This is a genomic window from Actinoallomurus iriomotensis (assembly GCF_030269445.1).
In the GTDB taxonomy this organism is placed as follows: Bacteria; Actinomycetota; Actinomycetes; order Streptosporangiales; family Streptosporangiaceae; genus Actinoallomurus; species Actinoallomurus iriomotensis.
Genome location: NZ_BSTJ01000001.1, coordinates 42,420 through 63,741, shown reverse-complemented (window position 1 = coordinate 63,741; position 21,322 = coordinate 42,420). Strand labels below are relative to the sequence as shown.

General features: G+C 71.1%; 19 protein-coding genes and 1 tRNA gene. 10 read left to right on the top strand and 10 right to left on the bottom strand.

The annotated features are described in order from the left end of the window. Positions 1-37 precede the first annotated feature (37 nt). The 7 genes from QSK37_RS00290 to QSK37_RS00260 all read right to left on the bottom strand — a co-directional run bounded on the left by QSK37_RS00290 (position 38) and on the right by QSK37_RS00260 (position 8,085). Entirely contained in the window at positions 38-631 is a 594-nt protein-coding gene (locus QSK37_RS00290; RefSeq protein ID WP_285566335.1) for a GTP-binding protein, read from the bottom strand. Continuing rightward, positions 612-1,085: a DUF742 domain-containing protein gene (locus tag QSK37_RS00285; RefSeq protein ID WP_285616720.1), complete on the bottom strand. Its 474-nt coding sequence runs from the start codon at positions 1,083-1,085 to the stop codon at positions 612-614. The genes QSK37_RS00290 and QSK37_RS00285 overlap by 20 nt, the downstream gene beginning before the upstream one ends. Continuing rightward, on the bottom strand, positions 1,082-1,498 hold the full coding sequence (locus tag QSK37_RS00280; RefSeq protein WP_285566332.1) for a roadblock/LC7 domain-containing protein: 417 nt from the start codon (positions 1,496-1,498) through the stop codon (positions 1,082-1,084). The genes QSK37_RS00285 and QSK37_RS00280 overlap by 4 nt, the downstream gene beginning before the upstream one ends. Continuing rightward, entirely contained in the window at positions 1,495-4,014 is a 2,520-nt protein-coding gene (locus QSK37_RS00275; RefSeq protein ID WP_285616718.1) for a sensor histidine kinase, read from the bottom strand. Before QSK37_RS00275 ends, QSK37_RS00280 begins: the two co-directional genes overlap by 4 nt. Positions 4,015-4,234: 220 nt before the next feature. Next, on the bottom strand, positions 4,235-5,833 hold the full coding sequence (locus QSK37_RS00270; RefSeq protein WP_285616717.1) for a prenyltransferase/squalene oxidase repeat-containing protein: 1,599 nt from the start codon (positions 5,831-5,833) through the stop codon (positions 4,235-4,237). Continuing rightward, positions 5,830-6,735: a terpene synthase family protein gene (locus QSK37_RS00265; protein WP_285616715.1), complete on the bottom strand. Its 906-nt coding sequence runs from the start codon at positions 6,733-6,735 to the stop codon at positions 5,830-5,832. The genes QSK37_RS00270 and QSK37_RS00265 overlap by 4 nt, the downstream gene beginning before the upstream one ends. 90 nt (positions 6,736-6,825) lie before the next feature. Continuing rightward, on the bottom strand, positions 6,826-8,085 hold the full coding sequence (locus tag QSK37_RS00260; protein WP_285616714.1) for a cytochrome P450: 1,260 nt from the start codon (positions 8,083-8,085) through the stop codon (positions 6,826-6,828). A gap of 513 nt (positions 8,086-8,598) precedes the next feature. On the opposite strand from QSK37_RS00260, the gene QSK37_RS00255 reads away from it, so the two are divergent. From QSK37_RS00255 to QSK37_RS00245, 3 genes are all read left to right on the top strand, one after another. Then, complete coding sequence (locus QSK37_RS00255) at positions 8,599-9,219, top strand: ArsR/SmtB family transcription factor (RefSeq protein ID WP_285616713.1); 621 nt, start codon at positions 8,599-8,601, stop codon at positions 9,217-9,219. Positions 9,220-9,267: 48 nt separating this feature from the next. Then, complete coding sequence (locus QSK37_RS00250) at positions 9,268-10,026, top strand: SRPBCC family protein (RefSeq protein WP_285616712.1); 759 nt, start codon at positions 9,268-9,270, stop codon at positions 10,024-10,026. Between the two features lie 93 nt (positions 10,027-10,119). Next, positions 10,120-10,193, top strand: a tRNA-Pro gene (locus tag QSK37_RS00245). 107 nt (positions 10,194-10,300) lie between these two features. Here the strand turns inward: QSK37_RS00245 and QSK37_RS00240 are convergent. Then, positions 10,301-12,100: a tetratricopeptide repeat protein gene (locus QSK37_RS00240; protein ID WP_285616710.1), complete on the bottom strand. Its 1,800-nt coding sequence runs from the start codon at positions 12,098-12,100 to the stop codon at positions 10,301-10,303. 196 nt (positions 12,101-12,296) lie between these two features. Beyond that, on the bottom strand, positions 12,297-14,255 hold the full coding sequence (locus QSK37_RS00235; protein WP_285616708.1) for a WD40 repeat domain-containing serine/threonine protein kinase: 1,959 nt from the start codon (positions 14,253-14,255) through the stop codon (positions 12,297-12,299). 115 nt (positions 14,256-14,370) lie between these two features. On the opposite strand from QSK37_RS00235, the gene QSK37_RS51605 reads away from it, so the two are divergent. The 7 genes from QSK37_RS51605 (at position 14,371) to QSK37_RS00205 (ending at position 19,743) form a co-directional block, all read left to right on the top strand. Further along, positions 14,371-14,490 (top strand): putative leader peptide, encoded by a 120-nt coding sequence (locus tag QSK37_RS51605; protein WP_432705510.1) that lies wholly within the window; start codon positions 14,371-14,373, stop codon positions 14,488-14,490. Positions 14,491-14,542: 52 nt separating this feature from the next. Next, a complete protein-coding gene (locus QSK37_RS00230) occupies positions 14,543-14,995 on the top strand; it encodes a cysteine dioxygenase (RefSeq protein WP_285616707.1) in 453 nt (150 codons plus the stop codon). A gap of 193 nt (positions 14,996-15,188) precedes the next feature. After that, complete coding sequence (locus tag QSK37_RS00225) at positions 15,189-17,453, top strand: sensor histidine kinase (RefSeq protein WP_285616705.1); 2,265 nt, start codon at positions 15,189-15,191, stop codon at positions 17,451-17,453. A 25-nt stretch (positions 17,454-17,478) separates the two neighbouring features. Next, on the top strand, positions 17,479-17,892 hold the full coding sequence (locus QSK37_RS00220) for a roadblock/LC7 domain-containing protein (protein ID WP_285616704.1): 414 nt from the start codon (positions 17,479-17,481) through the stop codon (positions 17,890-17,892). Positions 17,893-17,898: 6 nt separating this feature from the next. Continuing rightward, positions 17,899-18,273: a DUF742 domain-containing protein gene (locus QSK37_RS00215; protein WP_285616702.1), complete on the top strand. Its 375-nt coding sequence runs from the start codon at positions 17,899-17,901 to the stop codon at positions 18,271-18,273. After that, positions 18,254-18,841 carry a GTP-binding protein gene (locus tag QSK37_RS00210; protein ID WP_285566309.1) on the top strand — a complete coding sequence of 196 codons (588 nt, stop codon included), beginning with the start codon at positions 18,254-18,256 and terminating at the stop codon, positions 18,839-18,841. The genes QSK37_RS00215 and QSK37_RS00210 overlap by 20 nt, the downstream gene beginning before the upstream one ends. 416 nt (positions 18,842-19,257) lie before the next feature. After that, positions 19,258-19,743, top strand: a complete 486-nt coding sequence (locus tag QSK37_RS00205; RefSeq protein ID WP_285616701.1) for a hypothetical protein — start codon at positions 19,258-19,260, stop codon at positions 19,741-19,743. A 48-nt stretch (positions 19,744-19,791) separates the two neighbouring features. On the opposite strand, the gene QSK37_RS00200 is transcribed toward QSK37_RS00205, so the two are convergent. Then, positions 19,792-21,270, bottom strand: a complete 1,479-nt coding sequence (locus tag QSK37_RS00200; protein WP_285616699.1) for an FGGY-family carbohydrate kinase — start codon at positions 21,268-21,270, stop codon at positions 19,792-19,794. Positions 21,271-21,322 lie beyond the last annotated feature (52 nt).

Sequence of the window (21,322 nt, the reverse complement as noted above, 5' to 3'; positions counted from 1 at the left end):
CCGGCGCGTGGCCGGGCCGGGGGCTCCCGGCGTCGTCTCAGACGGAGGCGCCGACCTTGCGGCTCTCCATCGCGTGCTGGACCAGCGCGATCAGCACCTTCTTGCCCGACTCACGCACTCGCGCGTCGCAGAGCATCACCGGCACCTTGGAGCCGAGGTTCAGCGCGGCCTCGACCTCCTCCAGCTCGTACTGCTTGGCGCCCTCGAAGCAGTTCACCGCGACGATGAACGGGATGTTGCGCCGCTCGAAGTAGTCGACGGCGGGGAAGCAGTCCGCGAGCCGTCGTGTGTCGGCGAGCACGACCGCGCCGAGAGAGCCGATCGCCACCTCGTCCCACATGAACCAGAACCGCTCCTGCCCGGGCGTGCCGAACAGGTACAGCATGAACTGGTCCTTGATGGTGATGCGGCCGAAGTCCATCGCGACGGTGGTGGTGGTCTTGCCCTCCACGCCCGCGATGTCGTCGACGCGTACACCCTTGTCGGTGAGGATCTCCTCGGTGCGGAGCGGTTTCGTCTCCGAGACGGCCCCGACCATGGTGGTCTTTCCGGCGCCGAAGCCGCCGGCGATGAGGATCTTGATCGCCTTGGGCAGTCTCCGGCCCTGTCGATCAAAGCGCATGGAGTCCATCGATCACTGCCCTGTACATCTGCTCGTCGGTCATGAAGTCGGTGTCGGTCTGCGGGTCCTGAACCGTGATGAGCCCCTTGTCGAGGAGGTCGCCGAGCAGCACGCGTACGGTGACGGTCGGGAGCTTGAGGTGGCCCGCGATCTCGGCGACCGACAGCACCTGCTCGCAGAGGCGCACCACGGCCTGGTGCTCCGGGCCCAGGCCGAGTTCCGGCGACGCGGGCAGGCCCGTGGCCTCCACCATCGTCACCAGGTCGAACTTGCCGCGTACCGGCTGCATCCGCCCGCTGGTCATCACGTACGGCCGGACCAGCGGCCCGGCCTGGTCGTCCAGCCAGCGTTCTTCGTCGTCGACCCCGCCGGCGGGAGGCTCGGCCGGCCGACCGGCAATGCTGTCTTCGCCGGCCTCCGTGCCCGGGAACTCCTCGCCGGGGGGTTCGCCGGGCGAGGTCACGACGAAGCCTGCTCGGAACTACGGGACGCGGCGGTCAGATGGTGGCCGAGTCCGGTGACGAGCATGGCCATCTCGTAGGCGATGAGTCCGATGTCGGCCTCCTCGGTGCTGAGCACCGCCAGGCAGGCACCCTGCCCGGCGACGGTCACCAGGAGGTACGCCGACCGCATCTCGACGACGGTCTGCCGGACGGGACCGCCGTCGAAGCGCTCGCCCACTCCCTTGGCGAGCGACTGGATGCCGGCCGCGACCGCCGCCAGATGCTCGGCGTCCTCGTGTTCGAACTCCCGTGAGGCCGCCATCAGCAGGCCGTCCGCGGACAGCACGATGGCGTGCTGCGCCTCGGGTACGCGTTTGATCAGGTCGTCGAGCAACCAGGCCAGATCGGCGGAGGGGTCTGTCTTTTGCGTCACTGGTTGTCCTCTTGGGCGTCTTCATCGGGTGTGGAGGTGTCGTCGGTCGCGTCGGTCCGCGACCGCGCCGCGTCGGTTCTGCCTCGGCGGGTGCCCGCCTGGAGTCCGCCGAACGACTTGCGGATCTCCTCCGGCGTGGGAACGTCGTCGTCCTGGGCCTCGCCGTCCGCGTCGGACGCCGAGGTCGGGCCGTCGGTGCGCAGCGCGGGGGAGATGCTGGCCTGGGGCACGCGGACCGGCAGGCCGCCGGGAGTGGTCTGTGAGGAGGACGCGGACGCCGGCTCGGCAGGCTCCGCGGGCTCGGTCGGCTCCGCGGGCTCGGCCTCTCGCGGCGTCGTGGACGTACGCCGGGGGAGCGGCGGCAGGGTGCCGGACTTGCCGTTGGCCGACGGCGTGCTGGGCGCGGCGGCCGAGGGCTCGCTCGCCGGCCCCGTCGCCTCGGCGGACGCCGAAGTGGCCGACCGCGCCGACGCTGGGGTGGACGGCTCGGCTGGGGACGGCAGGGCGGGTGGCTCGAGCACGGTGGCCTCCGTGACGCGGGCGGGCACGTCGTCGTACGACGTGGCGGTCATGCCGCCGGCCGTGACCCCGACGGGTACGCCGGCGGCCGCGGCTCTGGTCTCGCGCTCGCCGTCGGCGCCCTCGACCACCAGTTCGTGCGGGATGAGCACGACCGCGGTGGTGCCGCCATAGGAGGAGTGCTTGAGCGAGACCTTGACGTCGTAACGCATGGCCAGCCGGCCGACCACGTACAGCCCGAGGTGGGCCGAGCTGGACAGGTTGAACTCGGGCGGGTCGGTGACACGTTCGTTGATGTCGGCGAGGATCTCGTCGGTCATGCCGAGCCCGCGGTCCTCGATCTCCACGGCGTACCCGTGGGCGACCGGGTGGCCGCTGACCTGCGCCTGGGTGTACGGCGGCGAGAAGGAGACGGCGTTCTCGATCAGTTCGGCGAGGAGGTGGACGATGTCACCGACGGCCCGGCCGGCCAGGGCGACCTCGCCCATCGGCATCACCGTGACCCGGGTGTAGTCCTCGACCTCGGCGACGGCGGAGCGGACCACGTCGATCATCGGCACCGGGCGGCGCCAGCCACGGGCGGGCGTCGCGCCGGAGAGGACGATGAGGTTCTCGGCGTTGCGCCGCATCCGGGTGGCCAGGTGGTCGACGTGGAACAGGTCCTCCAGCTCAGCGGAGTCGTCCTGGCGGCGCTCCATGGTGTCCAGCAGGGTCAGCTGCCGGTGGACGAGCGCCTGGGAGCGGCGCGCCAGGCTGAGGAGGATGTCGCGGATGCCGCGGCGCAGCTCGGCCTGCTCGACTGCGGTGCGGATCGCGGTCTCCTGCACGGAGTTGAACGCGTGGCCCACCTGGCCGACCTCGTCCTCGCCGAATCGCAGCGGTGGCGCCTCGGAGGCGACGTCCACCTTCTCGCCGCGTCCGAGCCGTTCCACGACGCCGGGCAGCCGCTTGTCGGCCAGCTCGCGGGCGGCGATGCGCAGCTTCTCCAGCTGTCGCATGAGGTCACGTGCCGTGGTGATCGACACGATGATCGACGCGATGACCGCCAGGAGACCGAGACCACCGGCGAGCAGGAGGCGGACGATGACCCCGATCGCGATCGGCGTGGCGCGATCGACCAGCTTGTCGCCGTAGTCGAAGACCGCCTTGGACAGCTGCGTGGTGGTCGGGTCGGCGACGGCACGCCACTGGGCCGAGGTGACCGGCGCGGGGTGGTTCAGCCTGCTCTTGTTCAGCAGGGTGTTCTCGAGAGCGCGCATACGCGTGAAGGGACCGTCCGAGGTCAGTACCTCGTAGGTGGCGCGGTCGCTGCCCTCGATGGCCTCGAGCGCCTTGCCGAAGGTGTACCGCTGGGCTCCGATGACCTGGACGAGCTGGAGGTATTCGCTGCGGGCCAACCGTCCGGACGCGAGGACCCCCGAGACCAGCGCGTTCTCCTGCGACACGACCTCCGCCGCCCGGTTGAGCTGGAGGGAGACACGCACGTCCTTGGCGTACTTCTTGTCGTCGAGGCTCGCCAGCGAGTCGTCGATCGTGAACAGGCTCTCGACGGCCGCGCTGTAGGCGTTCTGCGCCTCCTCGAAGCCGATCATGCCGGAGTCGACCTTGGCCCGGTCCTGGGGAAGCTGGGAGAGCTGGGCCAACCCGGCGGCGATCGCCTGCTTCAGCGTCTTGTCCTGGGCCAGCTTCACGCGCTCCGCCTGCGCCAGTTTCCGGAACTTCGCCACGGCGTTGTCCGTGCGGAGCCGCTGGGAGCTGAGCGCGGCGCGCTGCTGGACGCCCGGAGCGCCCAGGCGGATCAGGGACAGCTGGCGCTCACGCTGGAGCTCGGGCTGCAGATCGACGATCGGCTGGGCGACGTTGCTGTTGAGCGTGGACACCCACAGCAGGTTCACGCCCTCCCGCAGGGTGACCCATGCCGCGAACACCCAGAGGGCGACCAGGGACATGAGCAGCGCGGTGATCTTGGTTCGCAGACGGGCGTTGCGCAAGCGCATTACAGCGGCCTCGGCAATATGAGGAGGGGGAACCGGAGGGCTGGATCGGGCTTCCAGCGGAATTGCAGCGAAATACCTATGACCCGTTTATGTCAATCTTACTTTGACCTCGCCATAGCGATCATGAACTCTAGCAACCGGAGATATCGGGTTCAAGGCGAATGGAGAGTTGCGAGACTTCTGTAACCCTTAATGCCCAGATGTCCGTTTTATTGGCAACTCAAGCTTCGAGAGTGAGCCCGTCTCGATGACTGAGATGAAGTGCCGCCAGCACGCCGGCCTTGACAACGGCGGTCGGCTGGTAAAGGTCTTTGTCATGCCATAGTGCCGGGCCTTCGGACTCGCGCGGACACCGAATGAGGTATGCGAATCCGCGGGTCGCCGCCCGCCGTATCTCATCCCATCCCACTTCTCGCCCGTGCCCGGTCGCGAGAAGGAGCTGCAGCGCGTAGGCGGTCTCCTCGGCCGTGCCGGCCCACCGGCCCCACGACCCGTCCGCCCGCTGCGTGGCCAGCGCCCAGCGTACGGCATGGCGAACCGCCTCGGCGGACCGAGGTCCGCCGAAGGCGTCCAGCGCGAGCGCCGTGCAGAAGGTGGCGTAAAAGGGTGAGGCGTGCCAGCGGTCGCGCCAGCTGCCGTCGGCGCGCTGCTGCCGACGCAGCCAGGCCGCCACCTTCGTGACCGTGTTCGCGCGCCGGGCGTCCTCCGGGCCACCCGCCACCCGTTGATACTGGCCGAAGGCCTCCAGCACATGGGCGTTCGTCGTGATCGAGACGCCGTCCTCCCCGGGCCAGGTGGAGAAGTGGTCGCCGGACTCGTACGCCCACAGCGGGTCGGGCGGCAGCGGGGTACCGGCCAGGGCGAGTGCGTAGAGCGCCACCGAGGTGGTGTCGGCGTCCTCCGGCAGGCCGGCCGCGGCCGCCGTTCCCCTCGGGCCGAGCGAGGTCGCCAGGCCGGCCACGAGCTCGGCGGGCGGATCGACCGGGACACCGGCGCGGATCAGCCAGGCGAGCACCCAGCCGCGCTCGAACACCGTCACGGGCAGGCCGCAGGGGACCGGCCCGGCGTGCGGTCGCACGGCCTCGCGGAGGAAGGCGACCGCCGGGGAGGCCGCCTCATCGTCCGGGTGGCCCAGCCACGCCGCGGTGGCGGCGGGCGAGGCGCCGACGCTGCCGGTCGTGTCGGGCCGGAACAGGGGATGGCGGTGCGCGGCGGGGGTGGCGACCTCCAACGCGTGGGCCAGCTTCTGCGGGAGGGGCTGCCCGGCGGACAGCCGGCTCCGGATCAGCCGGAGGGGCGCATCGCTGATGCCGGCGGGGACGCGCAGGCGTTCGGCACCCGGCCACCGCCCCGCGGCGTCGCCCATGTCGTCCAGCCGCCGGTTGACGGACATGACCAGGCTCGGCACGATCAGCTCGATCGCGGGCATATCGGGAAGGTCGGCGGCGGTCAGCGCGCCGGGTCCGCGCAACCAGCGGAACAGAACGCGCAGCCCGACGGTCGCGGCGTCCTCCGTGCCGGGACGCCTCGCCGACAGGAGCGCGTCGGTCGCGCTCAGGGTCGGCACCAATGCGTACCCGGGTTCGGGGGAACCCCAGCCGCCGTCCGGCCGCTGGCTGAGCAGAAGGTGGTCGATCCGCTGGTCGTGTCCGGTCAGCCACGGGCTGAGGGCGACCAGGCGTCCCGTCTCGTACACCGAGGGGGAGACCTGGCCCCAGGGCTCGCGCAGAAGCCCGGCGAGGAGGTTCTCCGCCTCGGCCAGGATGTCGATGGCCGGGGTGGGCGGGACGGCGACGGTCGCCGTGCGCTCGGGGCTCACCGGGTGCCCCAGTAGTCGGTCGTGCCGTAGAAGCCCACATTGTGGCCGACCTGGCGCCGTAGATAGGCCGCCGGCTCGGGGAACCGCAGGGCCAGTTCCTCGCACATCTCGTCGCAGCGGGCGATGAGCTCCTCGGCCCGGCGGGTGACCTCCGCGGGCCCGAGTCCGAGCATGAGGCTGTTGAGGTCGCCCCACTCGACGTCGCGTGCGTGGCTGGCCAGATCGTTCAGCAGGCGCAGAGCCTGCTGCGCCTGCGCGCTGACCTCGGCCAGCCGGTCCATCTCCTCGGCGGTCGCCACGGCGTCGGTGTACGTCCAGTGCGAGACGTTGACGAGCGAGGCGCCGATGTTGTCGGCATTCGCGAGGTACTGCTCGAAGGTCGGGAGCGCCGCCCCGTCTCCGGCCGCATGGGCGGTCTTCCAGGTCCACTCGCGTGCGTTGGCGGACAGGTAGCGGTCGAGGTGCTCGGCCCAGACGCGCCGCAGCTCGCTCCAGTGCGGCCGGGCGGCCAGCTCGTCGCGCAGCTCCGCGAGCAGGCACTCCAGGGGCATGTCGGGATCCGGCGCCCCGCCCCGCCCCACTCGTGCGCAGCCGGCCACGATGGCATTGATCTCCTCGGCCGACGACGCCACGTAGTCCAGGAGCCAGTCGGCGGCGAAGCCCCACAGCGTGAAGCGCGTGGCCATCCTGAGCTCCTTCGCCGTGGCGTCGGGCGAGCCGAACGCGTGGGCGAGCGCGACGCCGCTGAACACCGTCGCGCCGAGCGGCCGGGCCGAGAACAGCGCCGGGTAGGCGGACACGCAGTCCTGCATGTCACGAAGACACTCCATCGCGACCGCGCAGATCTTGCCCCTGGCCTCAGCGGTGTCCAGCCCATCGCGTCTGGCGACGGAAGATGTCATCAACCTCTCCTGTCCGGGAACACGGTCAACGTCGCGCCAATGGATCACCCACGGAAAACGCGGGTGATGCGCGGTGAAACGCCGCGGCTTTCAGACGGTTGTCAGAATGAGTTCCACGCTTTCTTTCGGCCGGAGCGTGGCGCCGACGCGAGGAATGCGAGAGACGGCCGTACAGGACGTCGGCCGGAAACGCGCCAGAATGCCGGCGATGATGAGTTCGGCCTCCATATTGAACACATGCAGCCCGATGCATTTGTGTGGACCGGCGCCGAAGGGCACGTAGGCGTAACGATGATGTCCGGGCTCTCCGCCGAGGGCGGGATCGAACCGATCGGGATCGAATTCGAGCGGGCGTTCCCAGAACGCCTCGAGCCGATGGGTCAGGAACGGGCTGACGAGGACCGACTCGCCGGCCTTGATCGTGACGTCGCCCAGCGTCGTGGACTCGACGGCCCGCCGAGGGAACACCCACCCGGCCGGGTAGAGCCGGAGCAGCTCCTGCACGATCTGCCGGGTGTAGGTCAGGCCGGACAGGTGCTCGGCGCGTACCGGGCCGGACCCCACGACCGTGTCGATCTCCTCGTAGAGCCTCCGCGTCACCTCGGGATGGTCGTCGAGGAGCGGCCACAGCCAGGTCAGGGCGCCGATCGTCGTCTCGGTTCCGGTGGCGAACATGGCGAAGAGGTTGTCGCGGACCCATCGATCGCTGACCTCGGCGCCGTCGGCCTCGTGCGCGCGGCAGAGCACGGAGAAGAAGTCGCGTACCTCGTCGTCGCGCCAGCGCTGTTCGCGGATCAGCGGGTAGAGGACCTCGTCGAAGAGCCGTATGGCGCGCCGGAGCGCCCGGTCGCCCGGCACCGGGACCGAGAACGGCAGGAAGGGCAGGAGGAAGCGGAACGCGATGGCCTTCACCACGGTCTCGAAGGCAGGTGTCAGCCGGGCGGCGTCCGCGGGCGTGATCTTGTTTCCGAAGAAGACACGAATGACGGTGTGGCTGACGATGTCGGACAGCTCGGCCATCGCGGCCACCGGTCGCCCGGTGCGTGCGTGCTCGGCGAGCCCGTCGAGGGACTCGTTGATGGCGGCGGCCATCTGGTCGGCCATCGAGTGGACGTACCGCCGGGTGAGTACGGGCTGGAGTGTCCTGCGGCTGAGTTTCCAGTCCGAGCCCTCGGACATGATGCTCCGGCCGAACAGCCGGCTCAGCGGCCGCCAGTACGTGCCCTCGCGCAGGAAGTTCGCGGCGTCGTCCAGCAGGATTTGCTGGACGTGGTCCGGGTGGGTCGCCAGGTAGACGTCGGCCACGCCGAAGTCGAGGCGAGCGACGCGACCGGCCGCCGCTCTTCCCATGCTTTCCACTTCCCCCATGGGATCGCGCAGTAGTCGCGGCAGATTGCGGTAGAGGCGGAAAGTTTCGGCCTGTGCGGCTGGGTCTGCGACGGCGATAGACATGACCGGACCTATGCTCCGCATCGATGTTTCGGCGGCGCGCACGCGTCCGTAACCCAAATGGTTTCGGAAGTGCTGCTGCGAGGACTGTCGGGGGAAGACTGCGTCGGTTGTCGAGCATCCGTGAGCAATTGGTTACAGTGAATCTGTATCACACGGCAGATTGGATTGGCGAGATCCATCTGTCTCTTGCATTTTGGACATCGTTGTGCTTTCTAGGGCCTGACCGAAACTATTTGCGCTGACAGACAGTCTTTGTTTCGGTCATTCGCTCTGCTCAGGGCGGTGGTCGGCGCGGTGCCGGGCGCGGCGATACGGACCTCGCGTGACGAGTGTCACAAATCGCCCACGCTCCGTGACGCCGAACACTCCGGCAGTCTTGACAAAAAAGTTTGTCGGTGCGAGGCTCCTCGCATGTTCGAAGTGGCAGTGATCGAGGACCCGGCCGCGGCCGAGGTCTCACTCGACCCCATCCGGGCCCGCCTGCTGGCCGAGCTGGCCGAGCCCGCCTCCGCGACGATGCTGGCCGCCAAGGTCGGCCTGCCGCGACAGAAGGTGAACTACCACCTCAAGGCGCTCGAGCGGCACGGCCTGGTCGAGCTGGTCGAGGAGCGCCGCAAGGGCAACGTCAACGAGCGGCTCATGCGGGCGACCGCCACGTCGTACGTCATCTCGCCGGCCGCGCTCGCCGCCGTCCAGCCCGACCCCGCGCGCTCGCCCGACCAGCTCTCCGCGCGCTGGCTGCTCGCCGTCGCCGCCCGTCTCGTACGCGACGTCGGCGAGCTGATCACCGGCGCGGCCAAGGCGCGCAAGCGCGTGGCGACGTTCGCGATCGACGGCGAGGTCAGGTTCGCCTCGGCGGCCGACCGGTCCGCCTTCGCCGAGGAGCTGGCGAACGCCGTGGCCGCCCTGGTCGCCAAGTACCACGACGCGACGGCCGAGGGCGGGCGCGAGCACCGCGTGGTCGTCGCCGTCCACCCGAGTACCCGCCCCCGCGAGGACGGGGCCGCCGCCCCGGCGGAAGAAGAGCGCTGACCGGACCGCCGGCGGCATCCCCGTACCGGCATGGAGAAAGAGACGACGATGACGCACGAGTTCGAAGTACGCAAAGAGATCACGCTGGACGCCACCCCCGAGCAGGTCTGGGACGCCATCGCGACCGGTCCCGGCATCGACTCCTGGTACATGGGCCGCAACGAACTGGAGCCCCGCGTGGGTGGCAGGGGCGGCCTTACGCTCGGCGGCCACACCGAGGAGTCCACCGTGACCTCCTGGGAGCCGGGGGAGCGGCTGGCGTACCGCACGCCGGAGAACCCCGACGGCACCTTCATGGCCTTCGAGTACCTCATCGAGGGCCGCGACGGAGGCGGCGCGGTGCTGCGGCTGGTGCACAACGGCTTCCTCGGCGACGACTGGGAGACCGAGTACGAGGCGATGAAGACCGGCTGGGACATGTACCTCGCCAAGCTGGCGGAGTACCTCACCCACTTCCGCGGCCGCGTGGCCACACCCGTCTTCGCGGCGCGTCCGCAGGGCCCGGCGCCGGAGCGCCTCTGGGCGGTACTGCGGAAGGAGCTGGGCCTGACCGGCGATGTCAAGGAGGGCGACCGGGCGGCGCTGACCGTCGAGGGCCTCCCGCCGATCGACGGCGTGATCGACTACGTGGACCGGCCCCACTTCCTCGGCATCCGCACCGAGGACGCGATGTACCGCTTCATCCACTCCGGCGCCGACCGCGGCAACGTCATCGTCCTCGGCCACCACCTGTTCGCCGGCACGGCCGGGCAGAAGGAGGCCGAGCACGCCTGGCAGGGCTGGCTCGACGGCCTGACCTTCGCCTGACGCCCGCTCGCGTACGGCCGGGCGACGGCCCGCGGCCCGCGCCCTGCGCGACCAGATCATCGGCCACGCTGTGCTAGCCTTTTAACGCGTTCTCGGGACGTAGCGCAGCTTGGTAGCGCATTTGACTGGGGGTCAAAGGGTCGTGGGTTCGAATCCCGCCGTCCCGACCGAGATCACAGGCCTCAGCGATCATCATGGATGACCGCTGAGTGACCAACTGAGTGACCAACGCACGAAGGGGCGCCCGTACGGGCGCCCCTTCGTGCGTGTTGTCTCACTCCGCCGCGTCGTCGGGGCCTTCCCCGCGGCGTTGTATCAGCTCCTGGTCGGCGTAAGCCTGCCAGCCGTACCGGGTGAACCATTCTGCCCGGCGGCGGTCCTGTTCCGTTCGATCCAACTCCCGCAAACGGCTCGCGGCCTCTACCGCTACTTCCGGATGGCCGGTGTCGACGGCCTTTCGGTGCCAGCGCCGGGCCTCCTCGATGTCTCCCTGTCCGGCCTCCAGGTTCCCGAGGTTGGCCATCGCCTTGGGTGCGTGGTCGGAGTGGCCGGTGTCGATGGCCTGCCCGTACGCGCGGCGGGCCTGCTCGATGTCTCCGTGTTCCGCCTCCAGGAGTCCGAGGCCGAAGAGCGCTCTGGGCGCCTGGTCGGTGTGGCCGGTGTCGATGGCCTGCCGGTACCAGCGGCGGGCCGCCGTGGTGTCACCGATGCCATGGAGCCACGCGGCGACCTGGTTAAGCGCATCAGGGGCGATGGTGGTGCCGGGGTGTCCCAGCAGGCGGTGGGCGGCGGAATGGGCATCCATGCGCAGGGCGGTGTATCCGATGTTGCGGCGCTGGTCGCCGTCGAAGAAACGGTCGGCATAGGCCCACAAGGCGTCCTGGACGGGCCAGTGGACCGACGCGGACCCATCGTCGGCGACGACGCTCAGCAGCGAGTGCGGAGCGTACCGCCGGCCACCGGCCACGGTCTGCACGTCGATCAGACGCGGCCTGTCGGGCCTGACCGCGGTCGCCCATTCCAGTGCCCGGGCGTAGCCGGCGGCCGACGCTGGGGCGATGACGCTCTGCCCGGCCGGCTCACGCCGATAGGCCCCGTACAGGTGCGTGAGGACGTCGGTGGTGAGGAGACGGGGCAGCCGGGCCCGGTACCAGTCGGTGACCGCGTGCAGCAACGCGACCCGATCGGTGGTCTCTTCCCCGGCCGGTGTCAAGGCGTCGTGGATCTGCTCCCACGCCACCATCAGCCGGCCCATCAGCACGTCGGCGTCCTCGTCCAGGACCGGTCGCAGGCCGGCGTACGTGTCCTGGGCTCGCAGCTCGGCTCGCTCGGTGCGGGTCAGCACGCCCAACTCGACCTGAACGGCATGTTCTTCGAGCGCCTTGACCTGGTGTTCGGGGATCCGTAGTCCCTCCAGCTCACCGGTGTCGATGGTGGCCAGCACCCGCAGCCCGTCCGGGAGCCGGTCGGCCGGCAGGAGCGCGAGTTCGGTGAATCGATCCGGCGTCAGCCCATCCGGCCACAGCACCGCACCAGGCCCGTGGCCGGCCCACCGGCGGGAGCATTCGATCATGTCGGTGAGCCGGACGCGCGGGTCATCGACGAAGCCGAGGACGTAGTGGTCGGGGAGCTGCGACTGGGCGGCCTGGGCGAGGGTGCTGGTGGTCCCGGCCAGCCGGGGGCCGGCCACCACGACGATGGGCCGGCGTCCGCCGGTGAGCGCCTCATCCAGGGCGTCGTCGACGTCGCGGGGGATGTAGAGCGCTTCGCCTTCGGGGCCGAATCGGTTGGGGTGCACACCCAGATCTCGGGGGGTGACCTCCGTCAGTCGCCGTGGCGACTCGTCCGGGGCGGTCAGGGTCGGCCAGAGTGTCGGCCGGATCTGCCCGTCGCGGACGTCCGAGCGAACCAGCCATCGGTTGACGCCTTCGGCGAGCGTCGCGAGCGTCAGCGCGGCGGCCAGCGCCCACCAGTTCCACCGGCCGCCGTTGAGGATCTGGTTGACCGCGGTGCCGACCGCCACGGCCATCGCGGCCACGCCGATGACCCGGGCCAGCAGGCGTATCGGCTTCATGCCCGCTTCCCGGTCGAGCCGAGAAAGGCGCGCCCAGGCGGGAAAGGACTGTCACGGAGACGTCGTGCCATGGCTTGACGCTACGGCGTGGCGGACACAGCAGGTGCACCATTGCGGCAGAAACGAGACCATGCGCTGACACGCGTCGGTCGGATTACATTTTCCGACGGTTCCGTCGGCATTTCCGTCCGGTGTCTCAGCGCAGCTCCCACAGGCGTACGGCGGCGTCGTCTCCGGCCGTGGCGAGGGTCCGGCCGTCCGGGCTGAAGGCGATCGCGTCGACCGTGCCGGTGCGCGCGTCCAGCCGGGCGGCGGCGGTGCGGCTCCGGACGTTCCACAGCAGCACGGTCTCGTCGCTCGCGCAGGCCAGCGTGCGGCCGTCCGGGCTGAACGCCACCGCGTTCACCCGCCCCGTGAACCGGGGCACGGTGGCCGTCAGCCGGCGCCCGCGGACGTCCCACAGGCGTACCGTGCGGTCGTCGCCGCCCGTGGCGAGGGTCCGTCCGTCGGGGCTGAACGCCATGTCACCGACGAGCGAGGTCAGCCTGGTGAGCGTCGTGGGCCGTGGCCGCGCCGAGACGTCCCAGAGGCGTACGGCCCGGCTGCCCGCCGTGGCCAGGGTCCGCCCGCGCGGGGCGAACACCGCGCTCAGCAGGGTCTCCCCGGGATCCGGCAGCGACCGTGTCGTACGCCGGGTGCCGACGTCCCACAGGCGCACGGCGTCGCCGGAGGTCGCGAGGACCGCCCCGTCGGGGCTGAAGCTGGGCGTGCCGGCTCCCCGGCCGTGGGTGCCGAACGTCGCGACCGCACGGCGGGTGTGGACGTTCCAGAGGACGACCCTGCCGTCGTAGCCGCCGGTCGCGAGCGTGCGGCCGTCCGGGCTGAACACGGCGCCGGCGACCGGGTGCCCGCGCCCGGTCAGCATGGCGGCCGGGGTGGCGGACGGGCGGCCCGCGGCGGTGTTCCACAGCCGTACGGCGTGGTCCTGGCCCGTCGCGGCGAGAGCACGCCCGTCAGGGCTGAACGCCACGTCGAGCACCTCGCCGCCGCCCGCGGGCAGCGTGGCGGCCAGGCGCGGACGGGGGACCGGCGTGCGGTACGACGCGGTGGGGCGGCGCCGTGGGTCGTCCACGCGAAGGCCGTTGCTCAGCAGCAGGAGGGCGAGCGTCGTCAGGGAGGCGACGGTCACGACGGGCCGCCGGCGCGGCCGGGGTGACCGTACGCTCCGCGCCGCCGGGCGGGGCGGCGGAGCGGCGGCCGTTCCGGGCGTCGGCCGGGTCGGCTCGCGCCACTTCTCCCGTACGCGCCGCGTCCGGCGCGCCGTCGCGGCGGAGGAGGCGCGTTCGCCGGCGGCGTCCGCGAGCAGTTCCGCGGCCTCGCCGGCGGTCATCCGTTCGGCGGGGTCCCGGCGCATCAGCCCGTCGACGACCGCGCGGAGCGGCCCGGCGTGGCGGGCCGGCGCGGGCTCGCCCGTGAGGATGGCGTGGAAGGTCGCGTTGGCGTTCGGGCCGCTGAAGGCGCGCCGTCCCTCGACGGCGTAGAAGAGCGTGGCGCCGAGCGACCACAGGTCCGAGGCGGCGACGGCGGGTTCGCCCCGCGCGCGTTCGGGCGCGGTGTAGGACGGGGCGCCCATGACGATGCCGTCCCCGGTGATCTCGTCGCCCGCGCCGCCCTCCGTACGGGCGATGCCGAAGTCGCCGAGCACGACCCGGTCGTCGCCGACGATGACGTTGCTGGGCTTCACGTCGCGGTGGAGGACGCCGTGGGCGTGCGCGGCGCGGAGGGCGTCGAGCACCCGCAGGCCGATGCGCGCGGCCCGCGCCGGCGCCAGCGGACCCTCCATGCGGACGATCTGGCTCAGAGTACGGCCCGGAACGTACTCCATGATGATCCACGGCACGCCGTCGTGCTCGACGACGTCGTGCACGGTCACCACGCCCGGATGGGTGAGCCGCGCCGCCGACCGGGCCTCGCGGAAGGTGCGTTCCCGGTGCTCGCGGCGCTGCTCCTCGGTGAAGTGCGGCGGGAGGAAGAGTTGCTTGGCGGCGACGTCGCGCCGCAGCCGGTCGTCGCGGGCCCGCCAGACCACCGCGAACCCGCCCCTGCCGATCTGCTCGATGAGTAAGTACTGCCCGGCGATCAGGCTCTCCCTCATGCGAGGACCTTAACCACGGCGGGCGCGCCTGCCACAGGGACGCCGGACTCGGCATCGATGAGCGGCCGTACGGCGTCGGCGGACGGCGACCGCGCGGGCCCGGCAGGCACTCCCCATGTTTCCAGTTGACTTAGTAGGCAATCTGTCCCAAGCTGGGGGAATGCTTTTCGGCGCTCCTCTTCACGCGCGCCTGCACGTCGACCTTCGGCGGCAGGCCAGCGCGCTGTGTCGGTGATCGAGCTCGTACGCCCGCGCCGTTCACCGAGGTTCGATTCAGGAGCATCATCATGACCACCGCCACCATCAGCTCGACCACGTCCCGGCTCGGCGAGATCGCCCGGTCCCTCGCCGACCGGTCCGAGGAGTGGCTCCACCGCGTCCGTCTCAGCGCCGACGGCCGCTGGTACGAGCGCCTGCACCACGACGACGACCACGAGGTCTGGCTGATCAGCTGGCTCCCGGGACAGTCGACGGGGTTCCACGACCACGGCGACTCCGAAGGCGCCTTCACCGTCGTGCTGGGCAGTCTCGAAGAGCGTGCGCCCGGTCGGACGCGCACCGTCGACTCGGGCGATTCCTGGGCCTTCGGCCCTGACTACGTCCACGACGTGCGCAACGTCACGGACGCTCCCGCGGTCAGCGTGCACGTCTACTCCCCGCCGCTGAGCACGATGCGGCGTTTCGAGGAGACGCCCGACGGCCTGGTGGAGGTCGCCGTCGAGCAGACGGAGGACTGGTGACGCCGAGCGAATGTCCGCGGCCGCGGCGACCGAGCGGAGCCTGATTTGGGCGAGTTGCCACCAAGGTAACTAATGTGGTGCCATTTACCTTCTCGGGGAATTGCTCCATGAGCGGTGCTTGGTGCACACGCGCAAAACCGATAAGGCTGTCATGGCTTCCTCCAAGCATTCCGCAAGGTCGCTGCGGCTGAGGTTGTTGGTACTGCTCCTGATCCCGCTGCTCTCCCTCGCGGCGCTGTGGGCATTCGCCGCCTATCTCACCTCGCGCGATGCGCTCGGGAAGTACGAGGCGTCGACGACGTACGAGAAGGTCGCCGTGCCGGGGGCCACGCTCACCACCGCCCTGGAGCAGGAGCGCGTCGCCGCCGCCGGCTTAGTGAGTGCCGATGGCAGTGGCGAGCGCGGCGGGATCAACACCGCGCGGGCGAGCACGGACGCCGCACAGGCGGCGTTCCGCCGGTCGGCCCTGTCCGGCGCGGCGCGCCGGACGATGAGCGGGACGACGCGGCAGCGACTCAACCAGCTGCTCACCCAGCTCGACGGGTTGGCCGGCGTCCGGGCCAAGGTCGACGCGGGCAGCGTGGACGCCCTGGGCGCGATCAACGACTACGACGCGGTCGTCGACGCGCTCCTGCGGCTGTTCGGCGGCATGGCGCCGATCAACGATCCGGACGTCTACCGGCAGGGCACCGCGCTCATCGCGGTGAGCACCGCGCGTGAGTTCATGATGCGTGAGAACGCGCTGGTGACGGCCGCGCTGGCCCGGCGCGCCAAGCGCTTCACCGGGCCGGAGTACACGATGTTCACCCGGAACTCCGCGAACGAACGCTACCTGTTCGACGGCGCCCTGGCCGAGGTGAAACCGAGCCTGCGGGAACCGCTCCAGCAGCTCGCCGGCTCCTCGGAGTTCAACACGCTCCGCAGCCTGGAGGACGCCATCGTCGCCGGCGGCCCCACGGCGTCGCTGGCCCCACGGGCGAAGGACTGGCACGCCACGGTCGCGCCGCTGACCACGACCTGGACGCAGACCGCCAGCCGGGCCGGCGTCATTCTCACCGCGGACACCAAGCCCATCGGCGACCGGATCATGTTCATGCTGTACGCGACCGCCGGGTTCGGTCTGCTGGCCGTCGTCTGCTCGATCGTGGTCTCGGTGCTGTTCGGCCGGAGCCTCGCCCGCGAGCTGACCGGCCTGCAGCGCGCCGCGCTCGACCTGGCGGGGGAGCGGCTCCCCGAGGTGATCAGGCGGTTGCGAGCCGGTGAGAAGGTCGACGTCGAGGCGGAGGTGCCCCCGGTACGGGTCGGCCGGAGCCGGGAGGTGACCAAGGTCGCCGACGCCCTGACCACGTTGCAGCGGACCGCCGTGCAGGCCGCGATCGGCGAGGCGCGTCTGCGCCAGGGCATCAACCAGGTCTTCCTCAACCTCGCGTGGCGGAGCCAGTCGCTACTGCACCGCCAGCTCAGCATGCTGGACACGATGGAGCGCCAGGCCACCGACCCGGACTCGCTGGAGGGCCTGTTCGCGCTCGACCACCTCACCACCCGCATGCGGCGTCACGCGGAGGGCCTGGTGATCCTCTCCGGGGCCGCACCCGCCCGCGGGTGGCACAACCCGGTGGCGGTGCGCGACATCCTGCGCGCCGCGATCGCCGAGGTCGAGGACTACACGCGGGTCGTCGTCGAGGCGGCCGCGCCCGCGGCCCTCGACGGAACCGTCGTCGCCGACATCACCCACCTGCTCGCCGAGCTCATCGAGAACGCCACCGCCTTCTCTCCGCCGCCCACTCAGGTGCACGTACGCGGTGAGCTGGCGGCCAGGGGCTATGCCGTCGAGATCGAGGACCGCGGCATCGGGATGAACGACGCCGAGCTCGCCGACGCCAACCACCGGCTGGCCCACCCCCCGGAGTTCGACCTGGCCGACAGCGACCGGCTGGGCCTGTTCATCGTGGGCCGGCTGGCCGAGCGGCACGGCATCGACGTCCGGCTGACCGCGTCGCCGTACGGCGGTGCGCGCGCCGTCGTCATGATCCCGCTCGACTTCATCGCCGGCGACGGCGGTGAAGACTACGAGCAGGCATGGTACGACGAGCCGTCCGACGGCGCGGCGTGGCCGGCGACGCCTCCGTGGCGGCCGCCCGGCCGGGCCATGCCCCCGCTGCCCGCGGCGGCGGGGACGATCGGCCTCGCCACCTCCGACGGCTCGGACCCGGACGCGCCCGAGCTGCCCCGGCGTGTCCGGCAGGCGAACCTCGTTCCGCAGCTGCGCGACGACACCTTCGCGCCGGGGCCGGCGGTGCCCGGGCGGGCGGACGCCGGCCCCGGGGAGGCCGGGCCACCGCCGAGCAACGTGGACACCGGACCGACCACCCGGCCGCCGGAGGAGACCCGGTCGATGATGACCGCGCTCCAGCAGGGCTGGCAGCGCGGGCGCGAGGAAGAGGACCCGGACGAGTGAGTTCCTTTGGGAAGGCGGCGAGCGGATGCTCGAAACAACCGGTGAGCTGAGCTGGTTGCTGGACGACCTCGTCGGCCGGGTGCACTCGGTGCGGCAGGCGATGATCCTCTCCGGCGACGGGTTGCCCATGGGCCTGTCGCACGGCATCGCGCCGGCGGACGCCGAGCACTTCGCCGCGCTCTCGGCCGGGTTCCACAGCCTGGCGCGCAGCGTCAGCGACACCTTCGGCGGCGGCGACATCCGCCAGACGGTCGTCGAGCTCGAGTCGGCCTTCGTCTTCGTGATGGCGGCCGGGGCCGGGTCGTGCCTGGCCGTGCACGCCGAGGGCGACGTGAACATCGGAGTGATCGCGTACGAGATGACCCGGCTGGTCAAACGGGTGCGCCGACATCTCGGCGCCGCCCCGCGGTCGGCGGGTGGAACGCCGGGCGGAGCGTGATCTCCGGTGAACGAACGGCGACGGCGCTGGTTCGACGACGCCGCGGGACCCGTGGTCCGTCCCTACGCCGTCACCCGGGGGCGGACGCGCTCCGGCGGAGGACCGCTGGACCTGGTCTCCATCGTGGTCGGTGGCGTACCGTCGGCGGCGGACCGGATGTGGCTCGAGTCCGAGCATCTGCGTCTGCTCGCCCGCTGCCGCAGGCCGACCACGGTCGTGGACCTCGCCTCGGACACGGACCTGCCGCTCGGCGTCGTCCGGGTCCTGCTCGGGGACCTCAGAGACCGGGGGCTCGCCACGGTCCGGGCCCCGGCGCCGTCAGAATACGCACGCGACGAGACGGTACTCCGAATGGTGTTGGATGAGCTTCACTCTCTTTGAACCGCAGGCCGACGCGCGACCGAGGGCGATCAAGATCTTGATCGCCGGCGGCTTCGGCGCCGGCAAGACCACGCTCGTGGGCACGGCCAGCGAGATCCGCCCGCTGCGCACCGAGAGCGGCCGGTCCGCGTACGGGCGCGCGATCGACGGCCCCATCGGCATGGACTCCAAGGAGTCCACCACGGTGGCGATGGACTTCGGCCGGGTGACCCTCCCGAACAACGTCATGCTGTACCTGTACGGCACGCCGGGGCAGCGTCGCTTCTGGTTCATGTGGGACGGCCTCGCGCGCGGAGCGGCGGGCGCGATCGTGCTCGCCGACACGCGGCGGCTGCCGGACTGCTTCGGCGCGATCGACTACTTCGAGCAGCGGGGCACGCCGTTCGCCGTGGCGGTGAACTGCTTCGACGACGCCCCGAGGTACGGCGAGGCGCGCGTCCGGGTGGCCCTGGACCTCGACCCGGGCGTGCCCATCATCATGTGCGACGCCCGCTCGCGCGACTCGGTGATCCAGGTGCTCATCGCGGTGGTGGAGCACGCTCTGCGCGTCAACGGCTCGTTCGTCTAGGGCCGGTCGCCCAGCGGGCGCCCCGGATCCCGGCCTGGTCGCCGTTCCACACGACCGGTGAGCGAGGCGGAACCCACGCCCCGGCAGGTCCTCGATGGCCGATATCCGGCATGGCGCCAGACCGGATCACGGCTCCCGCACGCCATTCGATCATGAACGGTTTCATGATCAGTAATTGTGGTGAGCGAAAAAATGATCACTGAATTGTGAGATCGATTTCCTAGCCACAGCGGGATTCGATACTGTTCATACCGCTTTGTTACAAGCCCACGTGCGTGTGGACCAGGGTCCTTGTGATCTTTCTCCCCCAGCAGTGACTCACGAAAGGACGCCACCGTGGGAACCGCAGTGCCCCCCGCCGCATTGCCGCGAGGATGTGTCCGGGGCGACGCGAGCATGACCGTGGACGCCGAGTCATGATCGTCTCAGTCGTCATCCTGCCCATCGCCCTCCTCAGCCTGGTTCCGGTCATGGCGGTCCGCCGCCGGGACGGCGTTTCCCGAGGTGCCGCCTGGCGACATCCGGAATCGATGACCGCCAACCTCGCCGCCGACGCCGAGGAGTACCTCGCCTGGCTGGCCGACCATCACTGGCCCGACGACGAGTACCTCGAACTCGAGCGTGGCTGGCGGTCCGAACTCGACCCCTTCGAGCCGTACGACGACCGTCCCGTGTGCCCCGGCTGCCATCGCCCCGGCAACGACGTGTGGCCGTGCCACGAGTGCGGGCTGATGATGCACTCGACTTGCGGCTACGGAATGCGGCGAAAAAAGATCTCCAAGCCGTACCGTACGCGCGACATGGGCGCGGAGTCGGTCATCGCCGAATGGCGGTGCAATCGGTGCATGTCGGTCGTCGGCCTCGATGTCGACCGGGGTGACGAGAAGGGCCGCGCCCAGTAACCGCACCGGTGGCCCGTGGGGTTCCGGACATCGGCGCCCGGCCACCGCTCAGGGTTCCCGGGAGAAGGCCGCCAGGGTGTGGGCGGCCTCCCGGGTCGCGGGATAGAGGTCGCGGTAGAGCCGGTACAGCTCGGCGTAGACCTCGCCGGCCGCGGGGTCGGGCTCGACCGTGTCCGCCGGCGGGTTCCAGTCCGCGCCGTCGGACAGGCCCGCCGCGCGGGCGGCCAGCAGTGCGTCGCCGTAACACGCCCCGATCGTCACCGAGGGGATGACCTGTGGCCGGCCAAGCACGTCCGAGACGATCTGGGTCCACAGCCCGCCCTTCGTGCCGCCGCCGACCGCGACCAGCCGCCGTGCCTCGCCGCCCGCCGACCGCATCGCCTCCAGGTTGTGCCGGACGCCGAAGGCGGTGCCCTCCAGGGCCGCGCGGTACAGGTGGCCGCGACCGTGGCCCAGGGTCAGGCCGAGCACGAGGCCGCGCGCGTCGGGGTCGAACAGCGGGGTCCGCTCGCCGGCGAAGTAGGGCAGCATGATCAGCCCGCCGGCGCCGTGCCCGGCGGCCCGTGCCTCCTCGGTCAGTTCCTCATAGGCCGCGCCGGTGAGCTGTCGCAGCCAGTCGGTGACGGCGCCGGAGGTGGCCATGCCCGCCGCGAGGTCGTAGGTGCCGGGCGTGACGCCGACCGTGCCCCACAGGCCCGGCCAGGTGCGGCGTGAGTCGAGGACCTCGATGAGGAACATGGTCGTGCCGTACATGACCATGACGTCGCCGGGCTCGGTCACGCCGACGCTGACCGCCTCGGCCCACGCGTCGATGGTGCCGGCGACGACGGGTGTGCCCGCGGCGAGTCCCGTACGCTCCGCCGCTCCCTCCGTGACCGTGCCGGCCACCTCGCCCGGCCACGCGAGCGGCGGCAGGTCCAGACCCGGGGCGATCTCCTGCGCCCAGTCGCCGATCCAGGCGTGCTCGCGGCTGTCGTACAGCGGTGAGCACTGGCTCGCCGAATGGTGGTCGAGGACGTACACGCCGGTCAGCTCGTGCACGAGGTAGGAGCTCGCCATGAACAGCCGGCCGGTGCGCTCCCACACCTCCGGCTCGTGGCGGCGCAGCCAGGCCAGCTTGGGCCCCACCGCCTGCGTGGTCAGCGGCGAGCCCCCGCGCGAGACGATCGCCTCGGCGCCGTACCGCGCGGTCAGCTCCTCGATCTCGGCGACCGCGCGCGTGTCGACGCCGTACAGGATGGCGGGGCGCAGCGGCACGCCCTCGGCGGTCGCGGGCAGCGCGCACGGGCCGATCCCGCTGACGCCGACGGCGGCGACCGGTTCGCCGCCGGCCTGGGGGAGCAGCTCGCGGGTGACGGCGGCGAAGCCCTCCCACCACACCTCGCGGGCGTCGTGCTCGGCCCAGCCCGGATGGGGCCGCGACACGGTGTGTTCGCGGACCGCGGTCGCGACCACGGTGCCGTCCGGAGTGGTCAGCACCCCCTTCGTGCTGGACGTGCCGATGTCGACTCCAAGCAGGAGACTCACGAGCCACCCTTTCCCCGCCGAGGGGCGCGGTCCGTCGACCGCGCCCTGGGGC

What these genes read in the sequence shown, in the direction of transcription:
- QSK37_RS00290 (WP_285566335.1), bottom strand. Translation starts at nt 631, where the DNA reads ATGGACTCCATGCGCTTTGATCGACAGGGCCGGAGACTGCCCAAGGCG.
- QSK37_RS00275 (WP_285616718.1), bottom strand. Translation starts at nt 4,014, where the DNA reads ATGCGCTTGCGCAACGCCCGTCTGCGAACCAAGATCACCGCGCTGCTC.
- QSK37_RS00265 (WP_285616715.1), bottom strand. Translation starts at nt 6,735, where the DNA reads ATGACATCTTCCGTCGCCAGACGCGATGGGCTGGACACCGCTGAGGCC.
- QSK37_RS00260 (WP_285616714.1), bottom strand. Translation starts at nt 8,085, where the DNA reads ATGGGAAGAGCGGCGGCCGGTCGCGTCGCTCGCCTCGACTTCGGCGTG.
- QSK37_RS00255 (WP_285616713.1), top strand. Translation starts at nt 8,599, where the DNA reads ATGTTCGAAGTGGCAGTGATCGAGGACCCGGCCGCGGCCGAGGTCTCA.
- QSK37_RS00250 (WP_285616712.1), top strand. Translation starts at nt 9,268, where the DNA reads ATGACGCACGAGTTCGAAGTACGCAAAGAGATCACGCTGGACGCCACC.
- QSK37_RS00240 (WP_285616710.1), bottom strand. Translation starts at nt 12,100, where the DNA reads ATGAAGCCGATACGCCTGCTGGCCCGGGTCATCGGCGTGGCCGCGATG.
- QSK37_RS00235 (WP_285616708.1), bottom strand. Translation starts at nt 14,255, where the DNA reads ATGAGGGAGAGCCTGATCGCCGGGCAGTACTTACTCATCGAGCAGATC.
- QSK37_RS51605 (WP_432705510.1), top strand. Translation starts at nt 14,371, where the DNA reads ATGTTTCCAGTTGACTTAGTAGGCAATCTGTCCCAAGCTGGGGGAATG.
- QSK37_RS00230 (WP_285616707.1), top strand. Translation starts at nt 14,543, where the DNA reads ATGACCACCGCCACCATCAGCTCGACCACGTCCCGGCTCGGCGAGATC.
- QSK37_RS00220 (WP_285616704.1), top strand. Translation starts at nt 17,479, where the DNA reads ATGCTCGAAACAACCGGTGAGCTGAGCTGGTTGCTGGACGACCTCGTC.
- QSK37_RS00210 (WP_285566309.1), top strand. Translation starts at nt 18,254, where the DNA reads ATGAGCTTCACTCTCTTTGAACCGCAGGCCGACGCGCGACCGAGGGCG.
- QSK37_RS00205 (WP_285616701.1), top strand. Translation starts at nt 19,258, where the DNA reads ATGATCGTCTCAGTCGTCATCCTGCCCATCGCCCTCCTCAGCCTGGTT.